Raw genomic sequence first — 19,383 nt, 5'->3', positions numbered from 1 at the left:
CGACCATGCGCCCGGAGCTGGACATCCCACGCGCACCGGACCGCCCACCCAGGCTAGCCCACGACTCCCGACTCACCGATCGGACAACTCGGGCCGGACGAGCATTCGAGAGCATCCTCGTCACCCCCACTCGCAACAAAGTGTGGGGCGAGCGCGTCCATCTGTTCGATCACCAACCGGATCGCCTGTGGCTGATTGTCCGGTGGGTACTTGTGCTTGATCAGCAACCGATTCTCCGAAAAACGCAACTTGACACGGACGTCGTCACGAACGGTCCAGTCGGTCTTGACCTCACGGCGCATGATCGCTACAAGCGATATTACCGAGCACCTACTCGCTCATCTCCCGCACCGTGGATTCGTTCTCACCTACCGCGTCATAGAAAGCGGACTCGTCTTCAGAGAGGGCGGGCGCGAATTTTTTGCGACGATCGCGTTCGGCTGCCGGATTCGGAGTGTGATGCGGTCAGCTTCGGCTCGCGTGCGCATCCATCAGGCAGAAGCCCGCAATTGCGGGAACTGCCTCTCCCAGAGCGCCCGCACTTATCGCGCCGGACGCATCTGCCCCCACACCGCGGCGAGCAGGCGCCCGCTGATCAGTTCACGCAAGTGGCGGCGAGTGCCCTCCTCGAGCACGATCTTGTACACCGCAGTTCGGTCATAGGCGTCATCGAGGTCGAATTCGGTACGCCCGCCCCACGCCAGCTCGGTCGGCAGGTGCAGCACTCCGTGTTCGGGCCCGCGAAGTTCCCCCAAGGTCTCGACGACGTCGTATGGCTTGACCTCGGAAAAGCTGACGGGCGCACCGGACTGATCGGACATGACCCAAGTCTGCCCGATGCCGCCGGTCTCACGGCTCGGGCCGGTCCGGCTGGCAGGCGGTGTCGATGCCGGGCAGTAGGTTGCTCGCATGCGAGCTGTCGATGTTTCGGGGAGTACACCGAGTGATTGCGGGTGAATGTGCCTCTGGCGCATGAGAATTTGGCGCCCGGGGCGAGCGAGGCGGAGTTGCGGGAGTTGGAGGAGGGGGTGGGGTTCGCGTTGCCCGAGGAGGTGCGGGCGGTGCTGTCGGTGCACAACGGTCAGCGGGTGACGATGACGGCCTCGCGGACCGAACCCGCCGTACCGTGCGTGCCGACGCTGTCGTTTCTCTCCACCGCGCTGATCCGTGAGTGCTGGGAGGACGGAGCCGAGCTGCGGCGCGATCCGGACCTGGCGGGATTGCAGCAGGTGGGCGACGTATTCCCCGGCGCGAGAGGGAAAGTCAAGCCGCTCTACACCAGCGCGGGCTGGATCCCGCTGTGGTCGGATCCGGTCCGATCGGACTACACCGGGCTCGATCTGGATCCCGACACCGGCGGAACCCACGGCCAGATCATCAATTTCGGTCGCGACGAGGAGAAACACTTCGTGTGCGCCACGGATTTCACCGACCTCCTGACCATGCTGCTCGAGGAAGTCCGCACCGGCGCCTGGCGCGCCTCCCAGATCCCCCATGGCGCCCAACAGGTCCCGTGGTTCGGCGACCCGGAGGAGCACTTCTTCAACGCCCTGTACGACCGGTTCGAGAGGCGCACTGTGCAGTAGGTCGTCACGATCATCCCGCCACCCGGGAGGGGGCAGGATTCCCGGGGACAACGAGGCCTGGGGCGGGAGGCCGGGCCGATCTTCTGGATGTGCACGAGCCTTCGGCATTGTGAGTACCGAGCGGGTGGGTAGGCTCGGGGCCGGAAGTTTGCATGGTTCGACAGTTGAGGGGGGCCGTATGGCCGGGTTGGGCACCGTCGGGATCTACCGGGAGATGTACAGCGTGCCGAAGGAAGGGCTGCCGTCGTTGCGGGAGGCGAGCAACACGCAGCCGCTCACCGACCGGCAGGCGATTCTCGACTACATGCGCGCCGCACCACCGGTGTTCGACGTCCTGGAAGACGTGGTCGACCTGTTCGACAACACCACGGTCATCCCCGGCGGATCGTCGCTCCTCTCGGACGGCCAGTGGATCTGGCGCGTCGACTCCATCCACTACCTCGCCACCTACCGCCTCGCCTTCCCGGAGCCGTTCCTCTACCACGTGCGCGGAGCCAACTACCAGCCCCCGGCGGCGGCGCCGGACAACGACGAATTCGACGCGGCAGTCTTGACCTACTTCTGAGGACTTGCCCCTCACATGCGGGCGCGGGCGGGGTCGTAGAGGTGGGAGCCGGCGCAGTGGGGAGTGGGGGTGAGAGCGGGGCCGATGAGGATGACGGCGGCTCGGCGGAGGGCGGCGGATTCCACTTGGTCGGCGATGTCGGTGAGGGTGCCGCGCAGGACGAGTTGGTCGGGTTGGGAGGCGCGGTAGACCACGGCGACGGGGCAGTCGGCGCCGTACTCGGCGACCAGTTCCTCGGCGAGGGGGCGGATGCGGGTGATGGCCAGGTGCAGGACCAGGGTCGCGCGGGTGCGGGCGAATGAGCTCAGCGCTTCGGAGGCGGGCATGGCGGTGGAGCGGGCCTGGGTGCGGGTCAGCACCACCGACTGCACGAGTTCCGGCACGGTCAGTTCGGTGCCGAGCAGGGCGGCGGCGGCCGCGTAGGCGGGGACGCCGGGCGTGACGTCCCAGGGGATGCCGAGGGCGTCGAGGCGGCGGGTCTGCTCGGTGAGCGCCGAGTACAGCGACGGGTCGCCCGAACACAGCCGCGCCACGTCGTGCCCGGCCGCGTGGGCGCGGGACAGGTGGGCGGTGATCTGCTCGATGTCGAGGTGCTGGGTGTCGATCAGTTCGGCGCCCGGCGCGCAGTGCGCCAGCACGTCGGGGTCCAGGTAGGTGCCCGCGTACAGGCACACCGGCGACGAGCGCAGGAGCTCGACCGCGCGCACGGTCAGCAGGTCCGCGGCGCCGGGCCCGGCCCCGATGAAGTGCACGGTCATGGACGTGAGTCTAGGCCCGGCCTCGAAGGGTGTTCGTGGCCGGAGAGCGCGGTCCGATGAATCAGGCCGTCGCGTCGAAGTGCGCGAGCACCTTCGTCGGCCGCAACCGCACCACCAGCTCACCGGGCACGCCGTTGCGCTTGCCGAACTCCTCCGCGCGGTCGGCGCCCATGTACCGGGCGCCGAGCGCGGTCGCGGTGCGCAGCAGCTCCGCCGGGTCTTCCGACAGCCTGACCGTCCCCTGCACCTGAACCGACGGATACGGCGGCGCCTCCCCGTCCACGCACAGCGCGACCCGGGGATCCCGCGCGAACGCCTTCCCCTTCGCCGACGACTTGCCGGTGTTGAAGACGATCTCCTCGCCCTCCACCAGGAACCACACCGGCGTGACGACCGGCCGCCCATCGGGCGCCACGATCGCCACCTTCCCCGTCCGCGTGCCGTGCTCCAGGAACTCTCGAACCTTCGGATCCGTCAGCGATGTCATATCCCCACCCTAGGCCCGGACCCCGCCTGTTCCGCCCATGACAAACCAGTGTCTGCCCGATCACAGGGACTGTCGCGCCGGGGAACGGCGCGCGTACCGTGAGCGCCGGAGGGAGGGGCAATGCTGATCAATTTCGTTCCGGACCGGTCGCTGTACCCGTTCGAGTCACGATGGTTCGACTCGTCGTCCGGCCGGGTGCACTACATCGATGAGGGTTTCGGGCCCACGATCCTGTTCCTGCACGGCGCGCCGGCGTGGAGTTTCCTGTACCGCCGGATCGTCGCGGACCTGCGCGACCGGTACCGGTGCGTCGCCGTCGACTACTTGGGTTTCGGGCTGTCCGAGCGCCCAACGGATTTCGGCTACACCGTGGCCGAACACACCGAGGTCGCCGGCGAGTTGATCGACCACCTGCGGCTCGAGGACTTCGTGGTGATGGGACACGACTGGGGCGGCCCGATCGGCCTGGGCGCGGCCCTCACCCGCGCCGACCGCGTGCGGGGAATCGTGTTGGGCAACACCATGTTCTGGCCGATCGACGCGCTGGCCAACCGGGCGTTCAGCGCGGTCCTGAGCAGCGGGCCCGTGCAGCGGCGCATCCTCGAACACAACTTCCTCATCGAGCGCGTGCTGCTCGGCGAACTCGGGCGCACCCTCACCGCCGACGAGGCCGACCACTATCGCGCCGTGCAGCCCACCGCGGCGGCCCGGCGCGGACTCGCGGTGATGCCCAAGGAGATTCGCGCCGCCCGCCCTCTACTGGACCGGCTCGCCCGCGACGTGCCCACCCACCTCGGCGACAAACCGACCCTCGCGCTCTGGGGCATGCGCGACATGGCCTTCCGCCCTCGCGCCTGCCTCCCCCACCTGCGCACCGCCTTCACCGACCTGGAAATCGTCGAACTCCCCCACGCCCGCCACTACATCCAGGAACACGCCCCGACCGAAATAGCCGCCGCCATAGCCGAACGATTCCCCTAGTCCTCGCCGCAATCGCTCGACCGGCGACACGGCCGCTACTTATCACCCACGGCTCGCCCGGATATCAGGTTCGCGGTGAATCGCGAGATGTCCTCGTCGAGGCTCTTGTGAGCGCGTGGGTGCGGTCGTTCGGCAGCCGCGGTCGCCCGGATAGTGTCGAGCGTTTCGTCAATGATCCGCTCGACGTCGGGAAGACCCCAACTTCGTCCTTCGCTCACCAAATGAGCGCGCGTAATCGCGGCATGGCGGTACACGCCGTCGACCGCCAGCGCCAGCTCACCGTCACTCGGTTGATGTGCCTGCGGGACCGTGTCGTAGGCCGGCGCCAGCGTCATCGAACCGTCAGGGCGGTGTAGAAGCGAGAGGTTCTTCGCGTGCATGTCCAGATTGCCGACAGCCACGGCCAGCACGGTCATTCGCAGTAGCCGTTGCCTCGACTCCAGGTCACCGATCGCCTCCAGTACGCCGGCGATGCGAGCAAGGGAGACCTTGCCGCCGAGCCTCTGATACTTCTGCGTCCCGACGGCACCGAGTGCTTGGTTGAAATCCTCCTGGTGAATGCGGCCAGCCGGCGCATCCGCCGACCGGTCGTACCGCTCTACTATCAGAGTCGGCACTCCATCGAAATCCTCTATCCACGTGTGGAATTCGGTAAGGCCGATCGCTCGGGCGAAGCGAGCGCCGTACTCTTCGTCATAGATGACCGTCGGAAAGTCCTGCAAGACCGGCTTGAGGATATGCGTGGACGGGTATCCGTCGATCACGCGATTCCATCCCTCCGCGGTACGTGCAAGCACGATCTTGTCCTGCACGCCCGCCAACGACGTCTTGCCGCCGATCGGCTTGTTGCCCAGCGGATTGTCGTGCACATTGGTCAGCATTCGCGCGACATCGGCCGCGGACAGCAACTCGATCTGGGGCTGTTTCGGCTCGCCCGGCACGTCAGGATCCCAGATCTGCAGCGCCCCTGCTGTGTCCCGGCCGAATCGGCGAAGCAACCCGATCGAATCCTGTTCGGCGACACCTGCTTCCGCAGCGAGACGAGTCAGCATTCGCCCCTCCGGTAGCAACTCACGAAAGAACGCCTGCCGCCGAGCTTTGCGCGCACGGGTGGTGACCGCCACCAAGGGAATGGCGACGGACAGGATCGGACTGTCGATCCCGAACTGCTCGACGGCTCCCGGATCGGAGACGAAGTCGAAGTTTCGCCAGGTGCCGGTGAGCACGCCGACACGGGTGCCGTACAGCTCTACGACCAGGTCAGCCACGGGCATCCTTAGGTTCGATGGTGGCGGTCAACTCCATTCCGGTTTCGCGCATCATGGCGAACAGGCGGTCGGTGTAGATCGACGGTTTCCCCGCTTCGATCTCCCAGATGTAGCGCTGGGTGGTGCCGAGGCGCTCGGCGAGTTCACGCTGACTCAACCCGCTCAGCAATCGCGCCTGCTGCAGGATGCGACCCAGCGACTCCGCGCTGGTGACCTTGCCCGTATACGCCACGGCACCTCCTGACTACTTTTTCGTAGTCAAGATACGTGACTACCTTTTCGTAGTCAACCGCCGTGACTACGAAAAGGTAGTCACGGGCGGGGTGGCTGGCAGGATTGGGTGGGTGCGGGTACTGGTCACCGGAGCGGGTGGATATCTCGGGCGCGTGGTGGTTCGGGCCATGCGGGGTCGAGGGTGTGAGGTGGTCGCGATGGGGCGGGGTGTGGATTTGTTCGATGCGGGTGGGGTGCGGCGAGTGATGGAGGGGGTGGATGCGGTGTGTCATCTCGCCGGGGTGGGGCAGGCGCGGGAGTCGGTCGCGGATCCGGTGCGGTACTTCCGGGTGAATGCGGGTGGGACGGTCGCGCTGCTGGAGGCGATGGAGGACGTCGGGGTGGGGCGGTTGGTGTTCGCGTCCACCGGTGCGATCTACGGGAGTCCGGAGCGGCAGCCGATGAGTGAGGAATTGCCGGACGCGCCGCCGCATCCGTATGCGGCGAGCAAGCTGGCCGCCGAGTGGGCGATCGAGGCGCAGGTGGCGGCGGGGAAGGTGGCGGCATGCGTGCTGCGGCTGATGAATGTGGCGGGTGGGGAGGATCCCGATCCGACGCGGCTGATCCCGAGAACGTTGGCCGCCGCCGCGTCGGGGTCGGCGCTGGAGATCAACGGTGACGGCAGCGCGGTCCGCGACTACCTTCACGTCGAGGATGCCGCCGCCGCTTTCGTGGCGGGAGCCGAGCCGGCGACGGGCTTCTCGCGCTATGTCGCGGGTAGCGGGCGGGGCACCAGCGTGCTGGAGGTCGTCGCGGCGGTCGAGCGGATCACCGGCAGGCGGATCGCGGTCACGCACCGACCCGCCGTTCAGGAGCCGAGCGCGCTGGTGGCCGATTCCTCCCGGGCTGTCACCGAATTAGGCTGGAAACCAATGAAATCCGACATCGACACCATCGTCCGCGACACTCGCGGATAAATCACCCCAACGCCGACAGCGCCATCTCCCGGAGAATCGGCCGCGCCCGATTAGCCGTCGCCGGCGTGGCGCTGTGCGGGGTGGAGTTCAGCAACCCGAACGCCGCGTGCGCCCGCACCCGCGCCGCGTCCTCGGGGAGGCCGGGATGCAGGCGGCGCAGCGTCTCGACCCAGATCTCCACGTACTGGCGCTGCAACCGGCGCAGTTCGCGGCGCGGCCCGGCGGGCACGCTGTCGAGGTCGCGGTCCTGGATGCGGATGAGTTCGGGCTCGCCGAGGGCGAAGTCGAGGTGGAACTCGATGAGCGCCGACAGCGCCTCGGCATCAGAGCCGGTTTCGGCGACCACCGCGCGCCCGCCCGCGAGCAGCCGCTGGCTGACGCCGACCAGCAGCTCCACCAGCAGCGCCTCCTTGTTCGGGAAGTGCCGGTAGACGGCGGGGCCACTGATGCCGACGGCCGCGCCGAGGTCGTCGAGGCGCACCCCGAGGAACCCGCGGTCGGCGATGAGCCGCGCGCCCGCCTCGAGCAACTGCTGCCTGCGCTGCGCCTTCAACTGCTCGCGACGGGTCGGCGCGACGGTCTCCGTGCCGGTCACACGCGCTCCTCCCACCCGGTCTGGACATCTCGGTTAATACAGATTAACCTAACTCTCAGTTATTGGTGACTAACTGAACGGCGGACGTGATGACGGTTACCCAGGAGGTCGGCAACCGCGCGGCGCACCAAGCGCTGGTGGACGAGCTGCGCGAGAAGCTGGCCACCGCCGCGCTCGGCGGCCCGGCCAAGGCGCGCGAGCGCCATGTGGCGCGCGGCAAACTGCTGCCCCGCGAGCGCGTGGACCAGCTGCTCGATCCGGGCAGCCCCTTCCTCGAGCTCTCCCCCCTCGCCGCGAACGGCATGTACGGCGACGAATGCCCCGGCGCGGGCGTGATCGCCGGCATCGGGCGGGTGTCTGGGCGCGAATGCGTGATCGTGGCGAACGACGCCACCGTCAAGGGCGGCACCTACTACCCGCTCTCGGTCAAGAAGCATCTGCGCGCGCAGGAAGTGGCGCTCCAGAACCGACTCCCCTGCATCTATCTGGTGGACTCGGGCGGCGCGTTCCTGCCCCACCAGGACGAGGTCTTCCCCGATCGCGAACACTTCGGCCGCATCTTCTACAACCAGGCCACCATGAGCGCCAAGGGCATCGCGCAGATCGCGGCGGTGATGGGGTCGTGCACCGCGGGCGGCGCGTACGTGCCCGCGATGAGCGACGAGGCGGTGATCGTCCGCGATCAGGGCACCATCTTCCTGGGCGGCCCGCCGCTGGTGAAGGCCGCGACCGGCGAGGTGGTGACGGCGGAGGAACTCGGCGGCGGCGCACTGCATTCGCGCACCTCGGGCGTCACCGACCATCTCGCCGAGGACGATCGCGACGCGCTGCGCATCGTCCGCAAGATCGTCGCCACCCTCGGCCCGCGCCCCGAATCCCCTTGGCAGGCACTGCCTTCGGTGGCACCCGCCGCGCCGGAATCCGAACTCTACGACGTGGTCCCGGTCGATCTGCGCACCCCGTACGACGTGCGCGAGGTCATCCACCGCATCGTGGACGGTGATCCCCTCGGCGGCAACGGTTTCCACGAGTTCAAGGCGGAGTACGGCAAGACGCTGGTCACCGGCTTCGCCCGCATCCACGGCCACCCGGTCGGCATCGTCGCCAATAACGGCGTGCTGTTCAGCGAATCCGCCATGAAGGGCGCGCATTTCATCGAACTGTGCGACAAGCGCGAGATCCCACTGCTGTTCCTGCAGAACATCACCGGCTTCATGGTGGGCCGCGACTACGAGGCGGGCGGCATCGCCAAGCACGGCGCGAAGATGGTCACCGCGGTGGCGTGCGCGCGGGTGCCCAAGCTCACGGTGGTGATCGGCGGCTCCTACGGCGCGGGCAACTACTCCATGTGCGGGCGCGCGTATTCGCCGCGCTTCCTGTGGATGTGGCCGAACGCGCGGATCTCGGTGATGGGCGGCGAACAGGCCGCCTCGGTGCTGGCCACGGTGCGCGGCGACCAGCTCGACAGCGGCGGCCGCCCGTGGTCGGAGGCGGATCAGGAGACGTTCAAGGCCCCGATCCGCGACCAGTACGAGCGCCAGGGCAACCCGTACTACTCGACGGCGCGCCTGTGGGACGACGGGGTCATCGACCCCGCCGACACCAGAACCGTGCTCGGCCTTGCCCTTTCGGTGTGCGGGCAGGCGCCGCTCGAACCCGTCTCCTACGGCGTCTTCCGGATGTGATCGCGATGCTGAACAAGTCACAACCCGTCGGTTTCGACACCGTGCTGGTCGCCAATCGCGGCGAGATCGCGGTGCGCGTGATCCGCACATTGCGCGCCATGGGCATTCGCTCGGTCGCGGTGTACAGCGACGCCGACGTGAACGCGCGCCACGTCGCCGAGGCCGACACCGCCGTGCGCCTCGGCCCGGCGCCGGCCCGCGAAAGCTACCTCGACATCGGGAAAGTCGTCGCGGCGGCCGTGCGCACCGGCGCGCAGGCCGTGCACCCCGGCTACGGATTCCTTTCCGAGAACGCGGCTTTCGCGGCGGCGCTGGCCGAGGCCGGGATCGTGTTCCTCGGCCCGCCCGCGCGCGCCATCGAGATCATGGGCGACAAGATCGCGGCCAAGAACACCGTGGCCGCGTTCGACGTGCCCGTGGTGCCCGGCATCGCGCAGCCCGGCCTCACCGACGCGCAGCTCGTCGCGGCGGCGGCCGAAGTGGGCTACCCGGTGCTGGTGAAGCCCTCGGCGGGCGGCGGCGGCAAAGGCATGCGCCGCGTGGACGATCCGGCGCTGCTGCCCGACGCGCTGGTCAGTGCGCGCCGGGAGGCGGGCGCCGCGTTCGGCGACGACACGCTGTTCCTGGAGCGGTTCGTCACCCGTCCCCGCCACATCGAGGTGCAGATCCTCGCCGACCAGTTCGGCAACGTGGTGCACCTCGGCGAACGCGAATGCAGTTTGCAGCGCAGGCATCAGAAGGTGATCGAGGAGGCCCCCTCACCGCTGCTGGACGCCGAGACCCGCGCCCGCATCGGCGCGGCGGCCTGCAACACCGCCCGCAGCGTCGACTACGTGGGCGCGGGCACGGTGGAGTTCATCGTCTCCGCCGACCGTCCCGACGAGTTCTTCTTCATGGAGATGAACACCCGCCTACAGGTGGAGCATCCGGTCACCGAGCTGGTGACGGGCGTGGATCTGGTGGAGTGCCAGGTGCGGGTGGCGGCGGGCCAGAAGATCACCGTCCGCCAGGAGGACATCCGCCTCACCGGCCACGCCGTCGAAGCCCGCGTGTACGCCGAGGATCCGGGGCGCGGCTTCCTGCCCACCGGCGGCACGGTGCTGGACCTGGTGGAGCCGGAAGGCGAAGGCGTGCGCGTGGATTCGGGCCTGCGCGTGGGCACGGTGGTGGGCAGCGACTACGACCCGATGCTGTCCAAGGTCATCGCCCACGCCCCCGATCGCACCGCCGCGCTGGCGAAACTCGATCGCGCGCTGGGTGATACGCAGCTGCTGGGCGTCACGTCCAATATCGAGTTCCTGCGCTTCCTGCTCGCCGACCCCGACGTGCAGGCCGGAAACCTCGACACCGCACTGCTGGATCGCCGGGTGGGCGACTTCGTTCCCGCGCCGCCCACCGACGAGCAGTTCATCGCCGCGGCCGCCTACCACTGGCTGCGGCGCTGGCCGACCGGCCCGGCCGACCCGTGGGACGTCCCGTCGGGCTGGCGGGTCGGCGGCACCGCGCCCACGACCATCCGGCTCGCCGGCGGCGATCGTACCGAGCACGTCCATCTCACCGGTACTCCCGACGCCGCACGCGCGCGTATCGGCGACGAGTCCGACACCGCGCCGAACGCGACCTCCGGCACGGTTCGGAGCAGCACCCTGACTGCTCGAGCGGCCGGTGACAGCGCGGGCACCGCGATCCCCGGTCACGATTCCCCGCCGGACCAACCGCCCGCGACCAGCCACGGCGCGACACCGGATTCGACCGTGGCCCACGCGGAAGGCGGGTTCTCCGCGCCTCGCGGCGGTACGGCCGGTGGATCGGTTCCACCGCGCGCCACGCCAACGACGGCATCAGCGGATCATCAGCCGACGACCGAATCCCTTTCACTGACAGCCACTTTCGCTGAAATCCCGAACACCCTCACCCTCACCCTCGACGGCCTCCGCCGCGACTACCTCGTCGCCGAGCACGACGACCAACTCTGGGTCGCGGGCCCGACCGGTGTCGTCGCGCTGCGCGAGGTCGCCGAGGTGAACGTCCGTGGCGGCGGCGAGCACGTCGGCGACGCCGAGATCCGCAGCCCCATGCCGGGTTCGGTGATCGCGACGCCGGTCGCCTCCGGCGCCACCGTGGCCGCGGGCGACGCGGTCGTGGTGGTGGAGGCGATGAAGATGGAGCACACCCTCACCGCGCCCGTGACCGGCACCGTCGAGATCCTCGTCGAAGCCGGCACCCAGGTGCGCCTCGATCAACCGCTGGCCCGCGTCATCGCGTCCGCGAAAACCCCAGAGTCAGAAGGAATCCCCGCATGACCGACTTCCTCTCCACCGGCTCCCTGCCCGAGGACTACCGCGATCTCGCCCTCACTGTGCGGGATTTCGCGCAGCAGGTGGTCGCGCCGGTCGCCGCCGAGCACGACGCCAACCACACCTTCCCGTACGAGGTCGTCAAGGGTATGGCCGATATGGGCCTGTTCGGCCTGCCGTTCCCGGAGGAGTTCGGCGGTATGGGCGGCGACTACTTCGCGCTGTGCCTGGCGCTGGAGGAGCTCGGCAAGGTCGACCAGAGCGTCGCGATCACCCTGGAGGCGGGCGTCTCGCTGGGCGCGATGCCGATCTACCGCTTCGGCAACGACGAGCAGAAGCGGGAGTGGTTGCCGCGCCTCACCAGCGGCCGGGCGCTGGCCGGTTTCGGCCTCACCGAACCCGACGCGGGCAGCGACGCGGGCGGTACCCGCACCACCGCCGTGCTGGACAGCGGCGAGTGGATCATCAACGGCCGCAAACAGTTCATCACCAACTCCGGCACCGACATCACCGAACTGGTCACCGTCACGGCGGTCACCGGGACGACCGGCGGCAAGAAGGAGATCTCCACCATCCTGGTGCCCACGAGCACACCGGGTTTCGTGGCCGAGCCCGCCTACAACAAGGTCGGCTGGAACGCCTCGGACACCCACCCGCTGAGCCTCACCGACGTGCGGGTGCCCCAGGAGAACCTGCTCGGCGAGCGCGGGCGCGGCTACGCGAACTTCCTGCGCATCCTGGACGAGGGCCGCATCGCCATCGCGGCGCTCTCGGTGGGCGCGGCGCAGGGCTGCGTGGACGAGTCCGTCCGCTACGCCAAGGAGCGCTTGGCGTTCGGGCAGCCGATCGGGCGCAACCAGGCCATCGCATTCAAGATCGCCCGCATGGAGACCCGCGCGCACGCCGCCCGCACCGCCTACTACGACGCGGCCGCGCTGATGCTGGCGGGCAAGCCGTTCAAGAAGCAGGCCTCCATCGCCAAACTGGTGGCCAGCGAAGCCGCGATGGACAACGCGCGCGACGCCACGCAGATCTTCGGCGGCAATGGCTTCATGAACGAATACGCTGTGGCCAGGCACTATCGGGACAGCAAGATCCTGGAAATCGGTGAGGGCACGACGGAGGTGCAGCTGATGCTGATCGGCCGGGAGCTGGGCCTGTGACGACGCCGGAAGAGCCGCGCCGGATCGTGCAGCGCGGGCTGTGGTTCGAGGAGTTCGAGACCGGCGTGGTCTACGAGCACCGACCGGGGCGCACCATCACCGAGGCCGATAACGTCCTGTTCACCACGCTCACCATGAACACCCAGGCGCTGCACCTGGACGCCGCGTTCAGCGACGCGCTGCCGCCGTTCAACAAGCGCCTGGTGAATTCGATGTTCACGCTGTCGACGCTGGTGGGGCTGTCGGTGGCGCAGCTGACCCAGGGCACGCTGGTCGCCAACCTGGGCTTCTCCGAGATCGCGTTCCCCAAGCCGCTGTTCCACGGCGACACCATCTACGCCGAGACCGTGGTCACCGAGAAGCGCGAATCCAAGTCGCGCCCGGGTGAGGGCATCGTGGCGCTGGCCCACACCGCCCGCAACCAGCACGGCGAGGTGGTGGCCACGGCGGGCCGCAAGACGCTGGTGCGCAAGGCCCCCGCATGACGTGGGAGATGCTGGGCCCCGGCTGGCTGTTCTGCCCCGCCGACCGCCCCGAGCGCTACGCGAAGGCCGCGGCCGCCGCCGATGTGGTGATCCTCGACCTCGAGGACGGCGTCGCGCCTGCCGACAAAGCCGCGGCGCGCGCGGCGCTGGTGGCGGGACCGCTCGACCCGGAGACCACGGTGGTGCGCGTGAACGCCGCGGCCACCGAGGACCACGCGCTGGATCTCGCGGCACTCGCCGACACCGGCTACCGGCGGCTGATGCTGCCGAAAACCGAAAGCGCCGAACAGATCACGGCGCTGTCCGGCTACGAGGTGATCGCGCTGGTGGAATCGCCGCTCGGCGCGCTCGCGGTGGCGCGGGCGGCCATGGCGCGCAACGCGATCGGCGTGATGTGGGGTGCGGAGGATCTGATCGCGGGTCTGGGCGGCAACGCGAGCAGGCACGCCGACGGCACCTACCGCGACGTCGCGCGCCACGTGCGCTCGAGCGCCCTGCTGGCGGCCAAGGCCTACGGTAAGTTCGCGCTGGATTCGGTGTATCTCGACATCCGCGATCTGGACGGGTTGCGGGCCGAGACCGACGACGCGGTGGCGGTGGGCTTCGACGCCAAGGTCGCCATCCACCCGAGCCAGGTGCCGGTGATCCGCGCCGCCTACGCTCCCGCCGACGACGAGGTCGCCTGGGCGCGGCGTCTGCTGGACGAGGTGCCGAACCATCGCGGCGTCTTCGCCTTCGAGGGCAGGATGGTGGACGCACCGGTGCTGCGCCACGCCGAACGCATCCTGCGCCGCGCCGCCGCCCGAGACTGACCACACGAACCAGGAGGACCACGGTGGAACCACAGTGGGTGCCGACCGATCGGGACATCGCCGGAGCCAGGATCACCGATTTCGCCCGCTTCGCCGCCGCGCGCACGGGCGTGGAAACCTCGGACTACCAGCAGCTCTGGCGCTGGTCGGTGGAAGATCTGCCCGGCTTCTGGCACGCGGTGTGGGACTACTTCGCGCTCGGCGAGATCGACGGCGAGGTGCTCGCGAGCGCCGAGATGCCGGGCGCGCGATGGTTTCCCGGGACCAAGCTGAACTACGTCGACCAGATCATCCGGCAGGTCCGCACCGACCGGCCCGCCGTCCTCGCGGTGCACGAGGACGAACCGGTGCGCGAGGTGTCGTGGATCGAATTGATCGACGCCACCGCGTCGTTCGCCCGGTACTTGCGCTCGGCGGGCGTGGGACCAGGTGACCGGGTGGTCGGCTACCTCCCGAACATCCCCGAGGCGATCGTCGCGTTCCTGGCCACCGCGAGCATCGGCGCGATCTGGAGCGCCTGCGGACAGGACTACTCGCCCAAGGCCGCGCTGGACCGGCTCGGCCAGCTGGCACCGGTCGTGCTGGTCACCGCCGACGGGTACCGCTTCGGCGGCAAGACGCACGACAAGCGCGCCGATATCGCCGCGCTGCGTGAGGGATTCGGCACACTGCGCGCGACGGTCGCGGTGTCGCGGCTCGGCCTCGAGGTGCCCGGCGCGACGCCGTGGGCCGAGGCCATCGCCCCGGACGACAGCACCGTGATCGAGACCGAGGCCGTGGCCTTCGACCACCCGCTGTGGATCGTGTTCTCCTCCGGCACCACCGGCCTGCCGAAGGGCATCGTGCACGGCCACGGCGGCGTGCTGCTGGAACATCTGAAAGCCGTTGCCCTGCAATCCGATATCGGCCCCGACGACACGTTCCTCTGGTACACCAGCCCCAGCTGGATGATGTGGAACTTCCAGATCGCGGGCCTGCTGGTGGGCGCGACCGTCGTCACCTACGACGGCAGCCCCACCTACCCGGCGCCGGATGCGTTGTGGCGCATCGCTTCCGACGTGCGCGCCACCGTGCTCGGCACCAGCCCCGGCTACGTGCTGGCCTGCATCAAGGCGGGCACGGTGCCGCGCGCCGACCACGACCTGTCGGCCCTGCGCTCGGTCGGCATCACCGGCTCGGCCCTGCCGCCGAGTTCGGCCCTGTGGTTGCGCGACAACGTGGGCGAGCACATTCCGGTGAACTCGATCAGCGGCGGCACCGATGTGGTGTCGGCCTTCATCGGCGGCGTCCGCGCGGTCCCGGTGTGGCCGGGCGAACTCTCCGCGCCCTACCTCGGCGTCGCGCTGGACGCCTACGACACCGAGGGCAAACCGGTGCGCGGCGAGGTCGGCGAACTCGTCGTCACCGCGCCGATGCCGTCCATGCCGGTCCAGTTCTGGAACGACCCGGACGGCCGGCGCTACCACGACGCCTACTTCGACATGTTCCCCGGCGTGTGGCGGCACGGCGACTGGATCACGATCACCGATCACGGCAGCATCGTCGTGCACGGACGCTCCGACTCCACCCTCAACCGCCACGGCATCCGCATGGGCAGCGCCGACATCTACCAGGCCGTGGAACGCCTGCCCGAGGTGGCCGAAGCGCTGGTCATCGGCGTCGAACGCCCCGACGGCGGCTACTGGATGCCGCTGTTCGTCCTGCTCGCGCCCGGCGCGGATCTCACCGACGAGCTGCGCGCGCGGATCAGCGCGGTGATCAGGACCGAGGTGTCCCCGCGCCACGTGCCCGACGAGATCATCGCCGCGCCCGGCATCCCGCACACCCGCACCGGCAAGAAGCTCGAGGTGCCGATCAAGAAGCTGTTCCAGGGCGCCGACGCCGCGCGGGTGGTGGAGCGCAGCGCCGTCGACGATCCCGATCTGCTGGACTGGTACGCCGGGATCGGACCCAGGTAGGCGCGGTCGCGTCGCACGGCCCCATCCGCCTCCGGTGACCTGGGCAAATCACCCGGCGGTCCCGGTCGTTACCATGGCGGGCATGAGTGTCGACAATCGCCGTACGGCGCGAAAGGCAGTCAGCGGCGAGGAGGCACCCCGGGAGATCAAGCGCAGGCCGAAGAATCGCCGGGCCCAGATCGCCGCGGCGTCGGCCGCCGCGTTCGGCGCGCTCGGCTACCACGGCGTGAGCATGGAGGACATCGCCTCCGGGCTCGGCATCAGCTCGGCCGCCCTGTACCGGCACTACCCGAGCAAATACGCCCTGTTCCGCGAGGAACTGCTGCGCGTCGGCCGCGCGATGACCGACTCGGTGCGGCTACCCGAGGCGGCCCCGGGCGACGATCCGGCGCAACGGCTCGGCCGCGTACTGGGCGCCCTGATCGCCGCGACCATCGAGAACCGGCCCAGCGTCACCCTGGTGCGCTGGGAGGTCCGCTACCTCGAGCCCGAGGACCGGGCGGTGCTGGCCGAGCAGCAGTCCACCGTGCTGGCCGCGCTCGGCGATGAACTGCGCGCGCTGCGCCCCGGCCTCGCCGACGACGACGTGCGCGTGCTGCGCGCCGCCCTGCTCAGCGCCATCACCAGCATCGCCGACCACCACGCCTCGCTGCCCGTGAAACCCCTTGCGCGCCTGCTGGAATCGGCCTGCTGGTCGATCGCCCGCGCCGACTTGCCGCCGGCCGGGGCCACCGCCGAGCGGGCGGCGGCGCCGGAGATCCCGGACTCGTTCAAACACGAACTGCTGCTACACAAGGCCGTGGAGCTGTTCCACGATCGCGGCTACCCGAATGTGAGCGTGGAGGAGATCGCCTCCGCCGCAGGGCTTTCCGCCGCGTCGGCGGTCTACCGCTTCTACCGGGGCAAGAGCGATATTCTCGCCGCCGCGTTCCGCCGTGCCGCCGACCGCGTGTCGGCCGCGATCGGTCCCGCCGTGGCCGCGGCGGATTCCCCGAAGGACGCGCTGACCACGCTGATCGAGCATTACGTGGCGGGCTCGTTCGCCGAACGCGCCCTGACTTTCGTCTACTACACCGAGTTCGGGCACGTGCCCGCCGAGGAGCGCACGGTGCTGCGCAATATCCAGCGCCTCAGCGTCGAGGAGTGGGCGAAACTGCTGCGCGAGGTGCGGCCCGAGCTCTCCCCCGCCGAGGCCCGCTTCCTCGTGCACGCCGCCTTCGCGTTGGTGGTCGATCTCGGGCGGTCGTTCGGCAGCGAGCCGATCGCGTCCCAGGAGCGGGTGCGCGCGCTCATGCAGACGGTGCTCTTCGGACGCGCCGACGCCGCGTGAATGTTACTGAGCATTCTCGGGCGTAACGATGCAATCGTCGCGGTGAACAGCACTGTTACGCCACACTTGTGATCTATTGTTCAGTTCTGTCTCGGAGCCGGAAAGGGCACTCGACCGAGCGTCCGGTTGGGCTACCATCGCCGCATGGACGCGCAGAATCGCCGCACCTCGCGCACCGCAGCGGACGGCGCGGCGCGCCCGGTCCGGCGGCGGCCGCGCGACCGGCGGGCCCAGATCGCGGCGGTGTCGGTGGAGGCGTTCGGCGCGCTCGGCTACCACGGCGTGAGCATGGAGGAGATCGCCTCGCGCCTCGACATCAGCTCGACCGCCCTCTACCGCCACTACCCCAGCAAGTACGCGCTGTTCCGGGAGGAGGCGCTGCGCCTGAGCGCCCTCGCCGAGCAGATGGTGCTGGTGCCCGCCGCGCTCACGGACGCACCCGCCGAGCGGCGCCTGGCGCACGTGCTCGACACGATGGTGCGCGAGTCGATCGCCAACCGCAGCGGCGCCGCGATGCTGCGCTGGCAGAGCCGGTATCTGGAGCCCGAGGACCGGCAGATCCTGGTGGATCAGCTGGTGCGGATCCACGGCGTGCTGGGCGGGCTGCTGGTGGCGACCCGGCCGGGCCTCGGCGGCGCGGAGCGCACCGTACTGGCCGCCGCGCTGCTCAGCGTGACGGGCAGCATCTCCGACCACCACGTCTCGATCCCGGTGCGGGCGCTCACCGCGCTGTTGCACGCGGCGGTGCGGGCGGTGGCCGGGAGCGAACTGCCGCCACTGACCGGCGAGACGGAAGTCGTTCGCGCCGAGGAGATTCCGCGGGCGTTCAAGCACGAACTGCTGCTGGAGCGCGCGATCGCGCTGTTCCACGAGCGGGGTTATCCGAACGTCAGCGTGGAGGATATCGCGACCGCCGCCGGGCTGCCCGCGTCTTCGGCGGTGTACCGGTACTACCGGGGTAAAGGCGATATCCTGGCCGCCGCGTTCCGCCGGGCGGCCGACCGGGTCTCGGCCGTCATCGGCCCGACCATCGCGGCCGCCGACGGGCCGGAACAGGCACTGTCCACGCTGATCGACCTGTACGTGGCCGGGTCGTTCGCGGAGCGGGAACTCACGTTCGTCTACTACGCCGAGATCGGCAACGTGCCCGCCGAGGATCGCACGGTGCTGCGCAATATCCAGCGGCTCAACGTGGAAGAGTGGGCCAAGCTCGCCGCGGGCGCGCGCCCCGAACTCTCACCCGCCGAGGCGCGGGTGCTGGTGCACGCCGCGTTGGCACTGGTGGTGGACCTCGCCCAGTGGCTCGGCCCGGACAACCCGATCTGCGGCCGCGACCGGGTCGCGCACCTCATGCGGGTCATCCTGTCCGGCTGCGGCTGACGCCGGTGCTACTGCTGCGGCCCTTGCGCCAGTGGGGAATTCACGTTGTTCACCAGCCAGGTTCCGTCCACCTTCTCCATGCGCATGACCATCGAGAGCTGGCCGGGAGCTGGCTGGCCCTGCGTGCCCAGGCTGGTGATGGTCTGCCCGATCACCACGATCGCCTCGGCGGAGGTCTCGTCGCCGGTCTTGACGGCACACTGCACGTCCTCGACCTTCGACACCACCTCACCCTGCGTGAGCACCTCGCGCAGTTCCTTGCTGGTGTCGTCGAACTGCGTCTTCCAGTCGCCGGTCGCGCCGTCGAGCACCGCAGCGAAGTAGGGATCGAGGTTCTTGGCGTCGTAGTTGGCGAGCACCGGCGCGTATCGGCACGCGGCCGCGGCCGCCTCCTCGTGGGCATCGAGGAGGGCGCGGTTCTCGCGGTTCTGGATGAAGAAGTAGAAGGTCGAGGCCACCGAGGCCACCACGATCAGCGCGACGGCGGCGCGCAGGAGGTGAATCCCCTTGCCGCCGAGTGCGATCCGGGACCGGAGGGCCGGGCCGGTTTCGGCCTTGGCATCCTTCCGCGCCTCTGCACCGCCGTCATCGGCGCCGCCCGACTCACTGACAGGGACCGCCGCCGAGGCGACTGGTCTCGATTTCCCCTCGCCCGCAGACTGTTCCGGGGAAGCGCCCGCACCCTCGGCACTTGCCGCATCCTCCACAGCGTCAGCGCCTTTCGCTCCGTGCGCATCGTCGGCGCCGTCTTTCCCTGCGCCGACAGCGCTCTCGGTAGCAACCTCCGGCGCGGCCGCTGCTTCTCCCTCGACATCCTTGTCGCTCATGCCTTTTCCTTCCTTG

The 19,383-nt window shown here is 69.3% G+C and carries 20 protein-coding genes; 12 read left to right on the top strand and 8 right to left on the bottom strand.

The genetic code is table 11. The annotated features are described in order from the left end of the window. Nucleotides 1-53: 53 nt before the first annotated feature. Nucleotides 54-302 (bottom strand): type I restriction enzyme endonuclease domain-containing protein, encoded by a 249-nt coding sequence (locus OHB21_RS12180; RefSeq protein ID WP_067513228.1) that lies wholly within the window; start codon nucleotides 300-302, stop codon nucleotides 54-56. Between the two features lie 240 nt (nucleotides 303-542). Further along, nucleotides 543-821 carry a hypothetical protein gene (locus tag OHB21_RS12175; RefSeq protein WP_195124678.1) on the bottom strand — a complete coding sequence of 93 codons (279 nt, stop codon included), beginning with the start codon at nucleotides 819-821 and terminating at the stop codon, nucleotides 543-545. A 132-nt stretch (nucleotides 822-953) separates the two neighbouring features. Between OHB21_RS12175 and OHB21_RS12170 the strand changes: the two genes are divergently transcribed. Together OHB21_RS12170 and OHB21_RS12165 are read left to right on the top strand one after the other, a co-directional pair. Continuing rightward, a complete protein-coding gene (locus OHB21_RS12170) occupies nucleotides 954-1,586 on the top strand; it encodes an SMI1/KNR4 family protein (RefSeq protein WP_067513224.1) in 633 nt (210 codons plus the stop codon). A 178-nt stretch (nucleotides 1,587-1,764) separates the two neighbouring features. Continuing rightward, nucleotides 1,765-2,151 carry a hypothetical protein gene (locus OHB21_RS12165; RefSeq protein ID WP_195142116.1) on the top strand — a complete coding sequence of 129 codons (387 nt, stop codon included), beginning with the start codon at nucleotides 1,765-1,767 and terminating at the stop codon, nucleotides 2,149-2,151. Between the two features lie 11 nt (nucleotides 2,152-2,162). On the opposite strand, the gene cobM is transcribed toward OHB21_RS12165, so the two are convergent. Beyond that, nucleotides 2,163-2,909 (bottom strand): precorrin-4 C(11)-methyltransferase, encoded by a 747-nt coding sequence (gene cobM, locus OHB21_RS12160; protein ID WP_067513220.1) that lies wholly within the window; start codon nucleotides 2,907-2,909, stop codon nucleotides 2,163-2,165. A gap of 61 nt (nucleotides 2,910-2,970) precedes the next feature. Continuing rightward, entirely contained in the window at nucleotides 2,971-3,396 is a 426-nt protein-coding gene (locus tag OHB21_RS12155; RefSeq protein WP_067513218.1) for a PPOX class F420-dependent oxidoreductase, read from the bottom strand. A 120-nt stretch (nucleotides 3,397-3,516) separates the two neighbouring features. On the opposite strand from OHB21_RS12155, the gene OHB21_RS12150 reads away from it, so the two are divergent. Then, nucleotides 3,517-4,377 carry a haloalkane dehalogenase gene (locus OHB21_RS12150; RefSeq protein WP_067513216.1) on the top strand — a complete coding sequence of 287 codons (861 nt, stop codon included), beginning with the start codon at nucleotides 3,517-3,519 and terminating at the stop codon, nucleotides 4,375-4,377. Nucleotides 4,378-4,412: 35 nt separating this feature from the next. Here the strand turns inward: OHB21_RS12150 and OHB21_RS12145 are convergent, their stop codons facing one another. Then, nucleotides 4,413-5,645 carry a type II toxin-antitoxin system HipA family toxin gene (locus OHB21_RS12145; RefSeq protein ID WP_195142115.1) on the bottom strand — a complete coding sequence of 411 codons (1,233 nt, stop codon included), beginning with the start codon at nucleotides 5,643-5,645 and terminating at the stop codon, nucleotides 4,413-4,415. Further along, entirely contained in the window at nucleotides 5,638-5,877 is a 240-nt protein-coding gene (locus OHB21_RS12140) for a helix-turn-helix domain-containing protein (protein WP_067513212.1), read from the bottom strand. The genes OHB21_RS12145 and OHB21_RS12140 overlap by 8 nt, the downstream gene beginning before the upstream one ends. Here OHB21_RS12140 and OHB21_RS12135 point away from each other — a divergent pair. Beyond that, entirely contained in the window at nucleotides 5,831-6,835 is a 1,005-nt protein-coding gene (locus OHB21_RS12135) for an NAD-dependent epimerase/dehydratase family protein (RefSeq protein ID WP_328438714.1), read from the top strand. The genes OHB21_RS12140 and OHB21_RS12135 overlap by 47 nt on opposite strands. A gap of 1 nt (nucleotide 6,836) precedes the next feature. On the opposite strand, the gene OHB21_RS12130 is transcribed toward OHB21_RS12135, so the two are convergent. Beyond that, nucleotides 6,837-7,430, bottom strand: coding sequence for an SACE_7040 family transcriptional regulator (locus OHB21_RS12130; RefSeq protein ID WP_195142113.1), 594 nt, complete (start codon nucleotides 7,428-7,430; stop codon nucleotides 6,837-6,839). Between the two features lie 89 nt (nucleotides 7,431-7,519). Here OHB21_RS12130 and OHB21_RS12125 point away from each other — a divergent pair, with 89 nt between their 5' ends. From OHB21_RS12125 to OHB21_RS12090, 8 genes are all read left to right on the top strand, one after another. Further along, nucleotides 7,520-9,115: a carboxyl transferase domain-containing protein gene (locus OHB21_RS12125; RefSeq protein ID WP_195142112.1), complete on the top strand. Its 1,596-nt coding sequence runs from the start codon at nucleotides 7,520-7,522 to the stop codon at nucleotides 9,113-9,115. Nucleotides 9,116-9,120: 5 nt separating this feature from the next. After that, entirely contained in the window at nucleotides 9,121-11,418 is a 2,298-nt protein-coding gene (locus tag OHB21_RS12120) for an acetyl/propionyl/methylcrotonyl-CoA carboxylase subunit alpha (RefSeq protein ID WP_113975156.1), read from the top strand. Further along, entirely contained in the window at nucleotides 11,415-12,575 is a 1,161-nt protein-coding gene (locus tag OHB21_RS12115; protein ID WP_067513204.1) for an acyl-CoA dehydrogenase family protein, read from the top strand. Before OHB21_RS12120 ends, OHB21_RS12115 begins: the two co-directional genes overlap by 4 nt. Continuing rightward, entirely contained in the window at nucleotides 12,572-13,060 is a 489-nt protein-coding gene (locus OHB21_RS12110; protein ID WP_067513202.1) for a MaoC family dehydratase, read from the top strand. The genes OHB21_RS12115 and OHB21_RS12110 overlap by 4 nt, the downstream gene beginning before the upstream one ends. After that, a complete protein-coding gene (locus OHB21_RS12105; protein WP_328438709.1) occupies nucleotides 13,057-13,872 on the top strand; it encodes an HpcH/HpaI aldolase/citrate lyase family protein in 816 nt (271 codons plus the stop codon). The genes OHB21_RS12110 and OHB21_RS12105 overlap by 4 nt, the downstream gene beginning before the upstream one ends. Nucleotides 13,873-13,895: 23 nt before the next feature. Beyond that, nucleotides 13,896-15,830, top strand: a complete 1,935-nt coding sequence (locus OHB21_RS12100) for an acetoacetate--CoA ligase (RefSeq protein ID WP_328438707.1) — start codon at nucleotides 13,896-13,898, stop codon at nucleotides 15,828-15,830. Between the two features lie 82 nt (nucleotides 15,831-15,912). Continuing rightward, nucleotides 15,913-17,160: a TetR/AcrR family transcriptional regulator gene (locus OHB21_RS12095; RefSeq protein ID WP_195124671.1), complete on the top strand. Its 1,248-nt coding sequence runs from the start codon at nucleotides 15,913-15,915 to the stop codon at nucleotides 17,158-17,160. A 144-nt stretch (nucleotides 17,161-17,304) separates the two neighbouring features. Beyond that, nucleotides 17,305-18,540 carry a TetR/AcrR family transcriptional regulator gene (locus OHB21_RS12090; protein ID WP_067513196.1) on the top strand — a complete coding sequence of 412 codons (1,236 nt, stop codon included), beginning with the start codon at nucleotides 17,305-17,307 and terminating at the stop codon, nucleotides 18,538-18,540. Between the two features lie 8 nt (nucleotides 18,541-18,548). Here OHB21_RS12090 and OHB21_RS12085 read toward each other — a convergent pair whose 3' ends face one another. Then, nucleotides 18,549-19,367, bottom strand: a complete 819-nt coding sequence (locus tag OHB21_RS12085; protein ID WP_228815330.1) for a hypothetical protein — start codon at nucleotides 19,365-19,367, stop codon at nucleotides 18,549-18,551. Nucleotides 19,368-19,383: the final 16 nt, after the last annotated feature.

The sequence above is a fragment of the Nocardia puris genome (genome assembly GCF_036051655.1).
Taxonomy (GTDB): domain Bacteria; phylum Actinomycetota; class Actinomycetes; order Mycobacteriales; family Mycobacteriaceae; genus Nocardia; species Nocardia puris.
This window is presented reverse-complemented; position numbering and strand designations above follow the sequence as displayed.

Excerpts from the sequence above, each read along its gene's own strand:
- OHB21_RS12180 (WP_067513228.1), bottom strand. The coding sequence starts at position 302 with ATGCGCCGTGAGGTCAAGACCGACTGGACCGTTCGTGACGACGTCCGT.
- OHB21_RS12175 (WP_195124678.1), bottom strand. The coding sequence starts at position 821 with ATGTCCGATCAGTCCGGTGCGCCCGTCAGCTTTTCCGAGGTCAAGCCA.
- OHB21_RS12165 (WP_195142116.1), top strand. The coding sequence starts at position 1,765 with ATGGCCGGGTTGGGCACCGTCGGGATCTACCGGGAGATGTACAGCGTG.
- cobM (WP_067513220.1), bottom strand. The coding sequence starts at position 2,909 with ATGACCGTGCACTTCATCGGGGCCGGGCCCGGCGCCGCGGACCTGCTG.
- OHB21_RS12155 (WP_067513218.1), bottom strand. The coding sequence starts at position 3,396 with ATGACATCGCTGACGGATCCGAAGGTTCGAGAGTTCCTGGAGCACGGC.
- OHB21_RS12150 (WP_067513216.1), top strand. The coding sequence starts at position 3,517 with ATGCTGATCAATTTCGTTCCGGACCGGTCGCTGTACCCGTTCGAGTCA.
- OHB21_RS12135 (WP_328438714.1), top strand. The coding sequence starts at position 5,831 with ATGCGACCCAGCGACTCCGCGCTGGTGACCTTGCCCGTATACGCCACG.
- OHB21_RS12125 (WP_195142112.1), top strand. The coding sequence starts at position 7,520 with ATGACGGTTACCCAGGAGGTCGGCAACCGCGCGGCGCACCAAGCGCTG.
- OHB21_RS12120 (WP_113975156.1), top strand. The coding sequence starts at position 9,121 with ATGCTGAACAAGTCACAACCCGTCGGTTTCGACACCGTGCTGGTCGCC.
- OHB21_RS12115 (WP_067513204.1), top strand. The coding sequence starts at position 11,415 with ATGACCGACTTCCTCTCCACCGGCTCCCTGCCCGAGGACTACCGCGAT.
- OHB21_RS12105 (WP_328438709.1), top strand. The coding sequence starts at position 13,057 with ATGACGTGGGAGATGCTGGGCCCCGGCTGGCTGTTCTGCCCCGCCGAC.
- OHB21_RS12095 (WP_195124671.1), top strand. The coding sequence starts at position 15,913 with ATGAGTGTCGACAATCGCCGTACGGCGCGAAAGGCAGTCAGCGGCGAG.
- OHB21_RS12090 (WP_067513196.1), top strand. The coding sequence starts at position 17,305 with ATGGACGCGCAGAATCGCCGCACCTCGCGCACCGCAGCGGACGGCGCG.
- OHB21_RS12085 (WP_228815330.1), bottom strand. The coding sequence starts at position 19,367 with ATGAGCGACAAGGATGTCGAGGGAGAAGCAGCGGCCGCGCCGGAGGTT.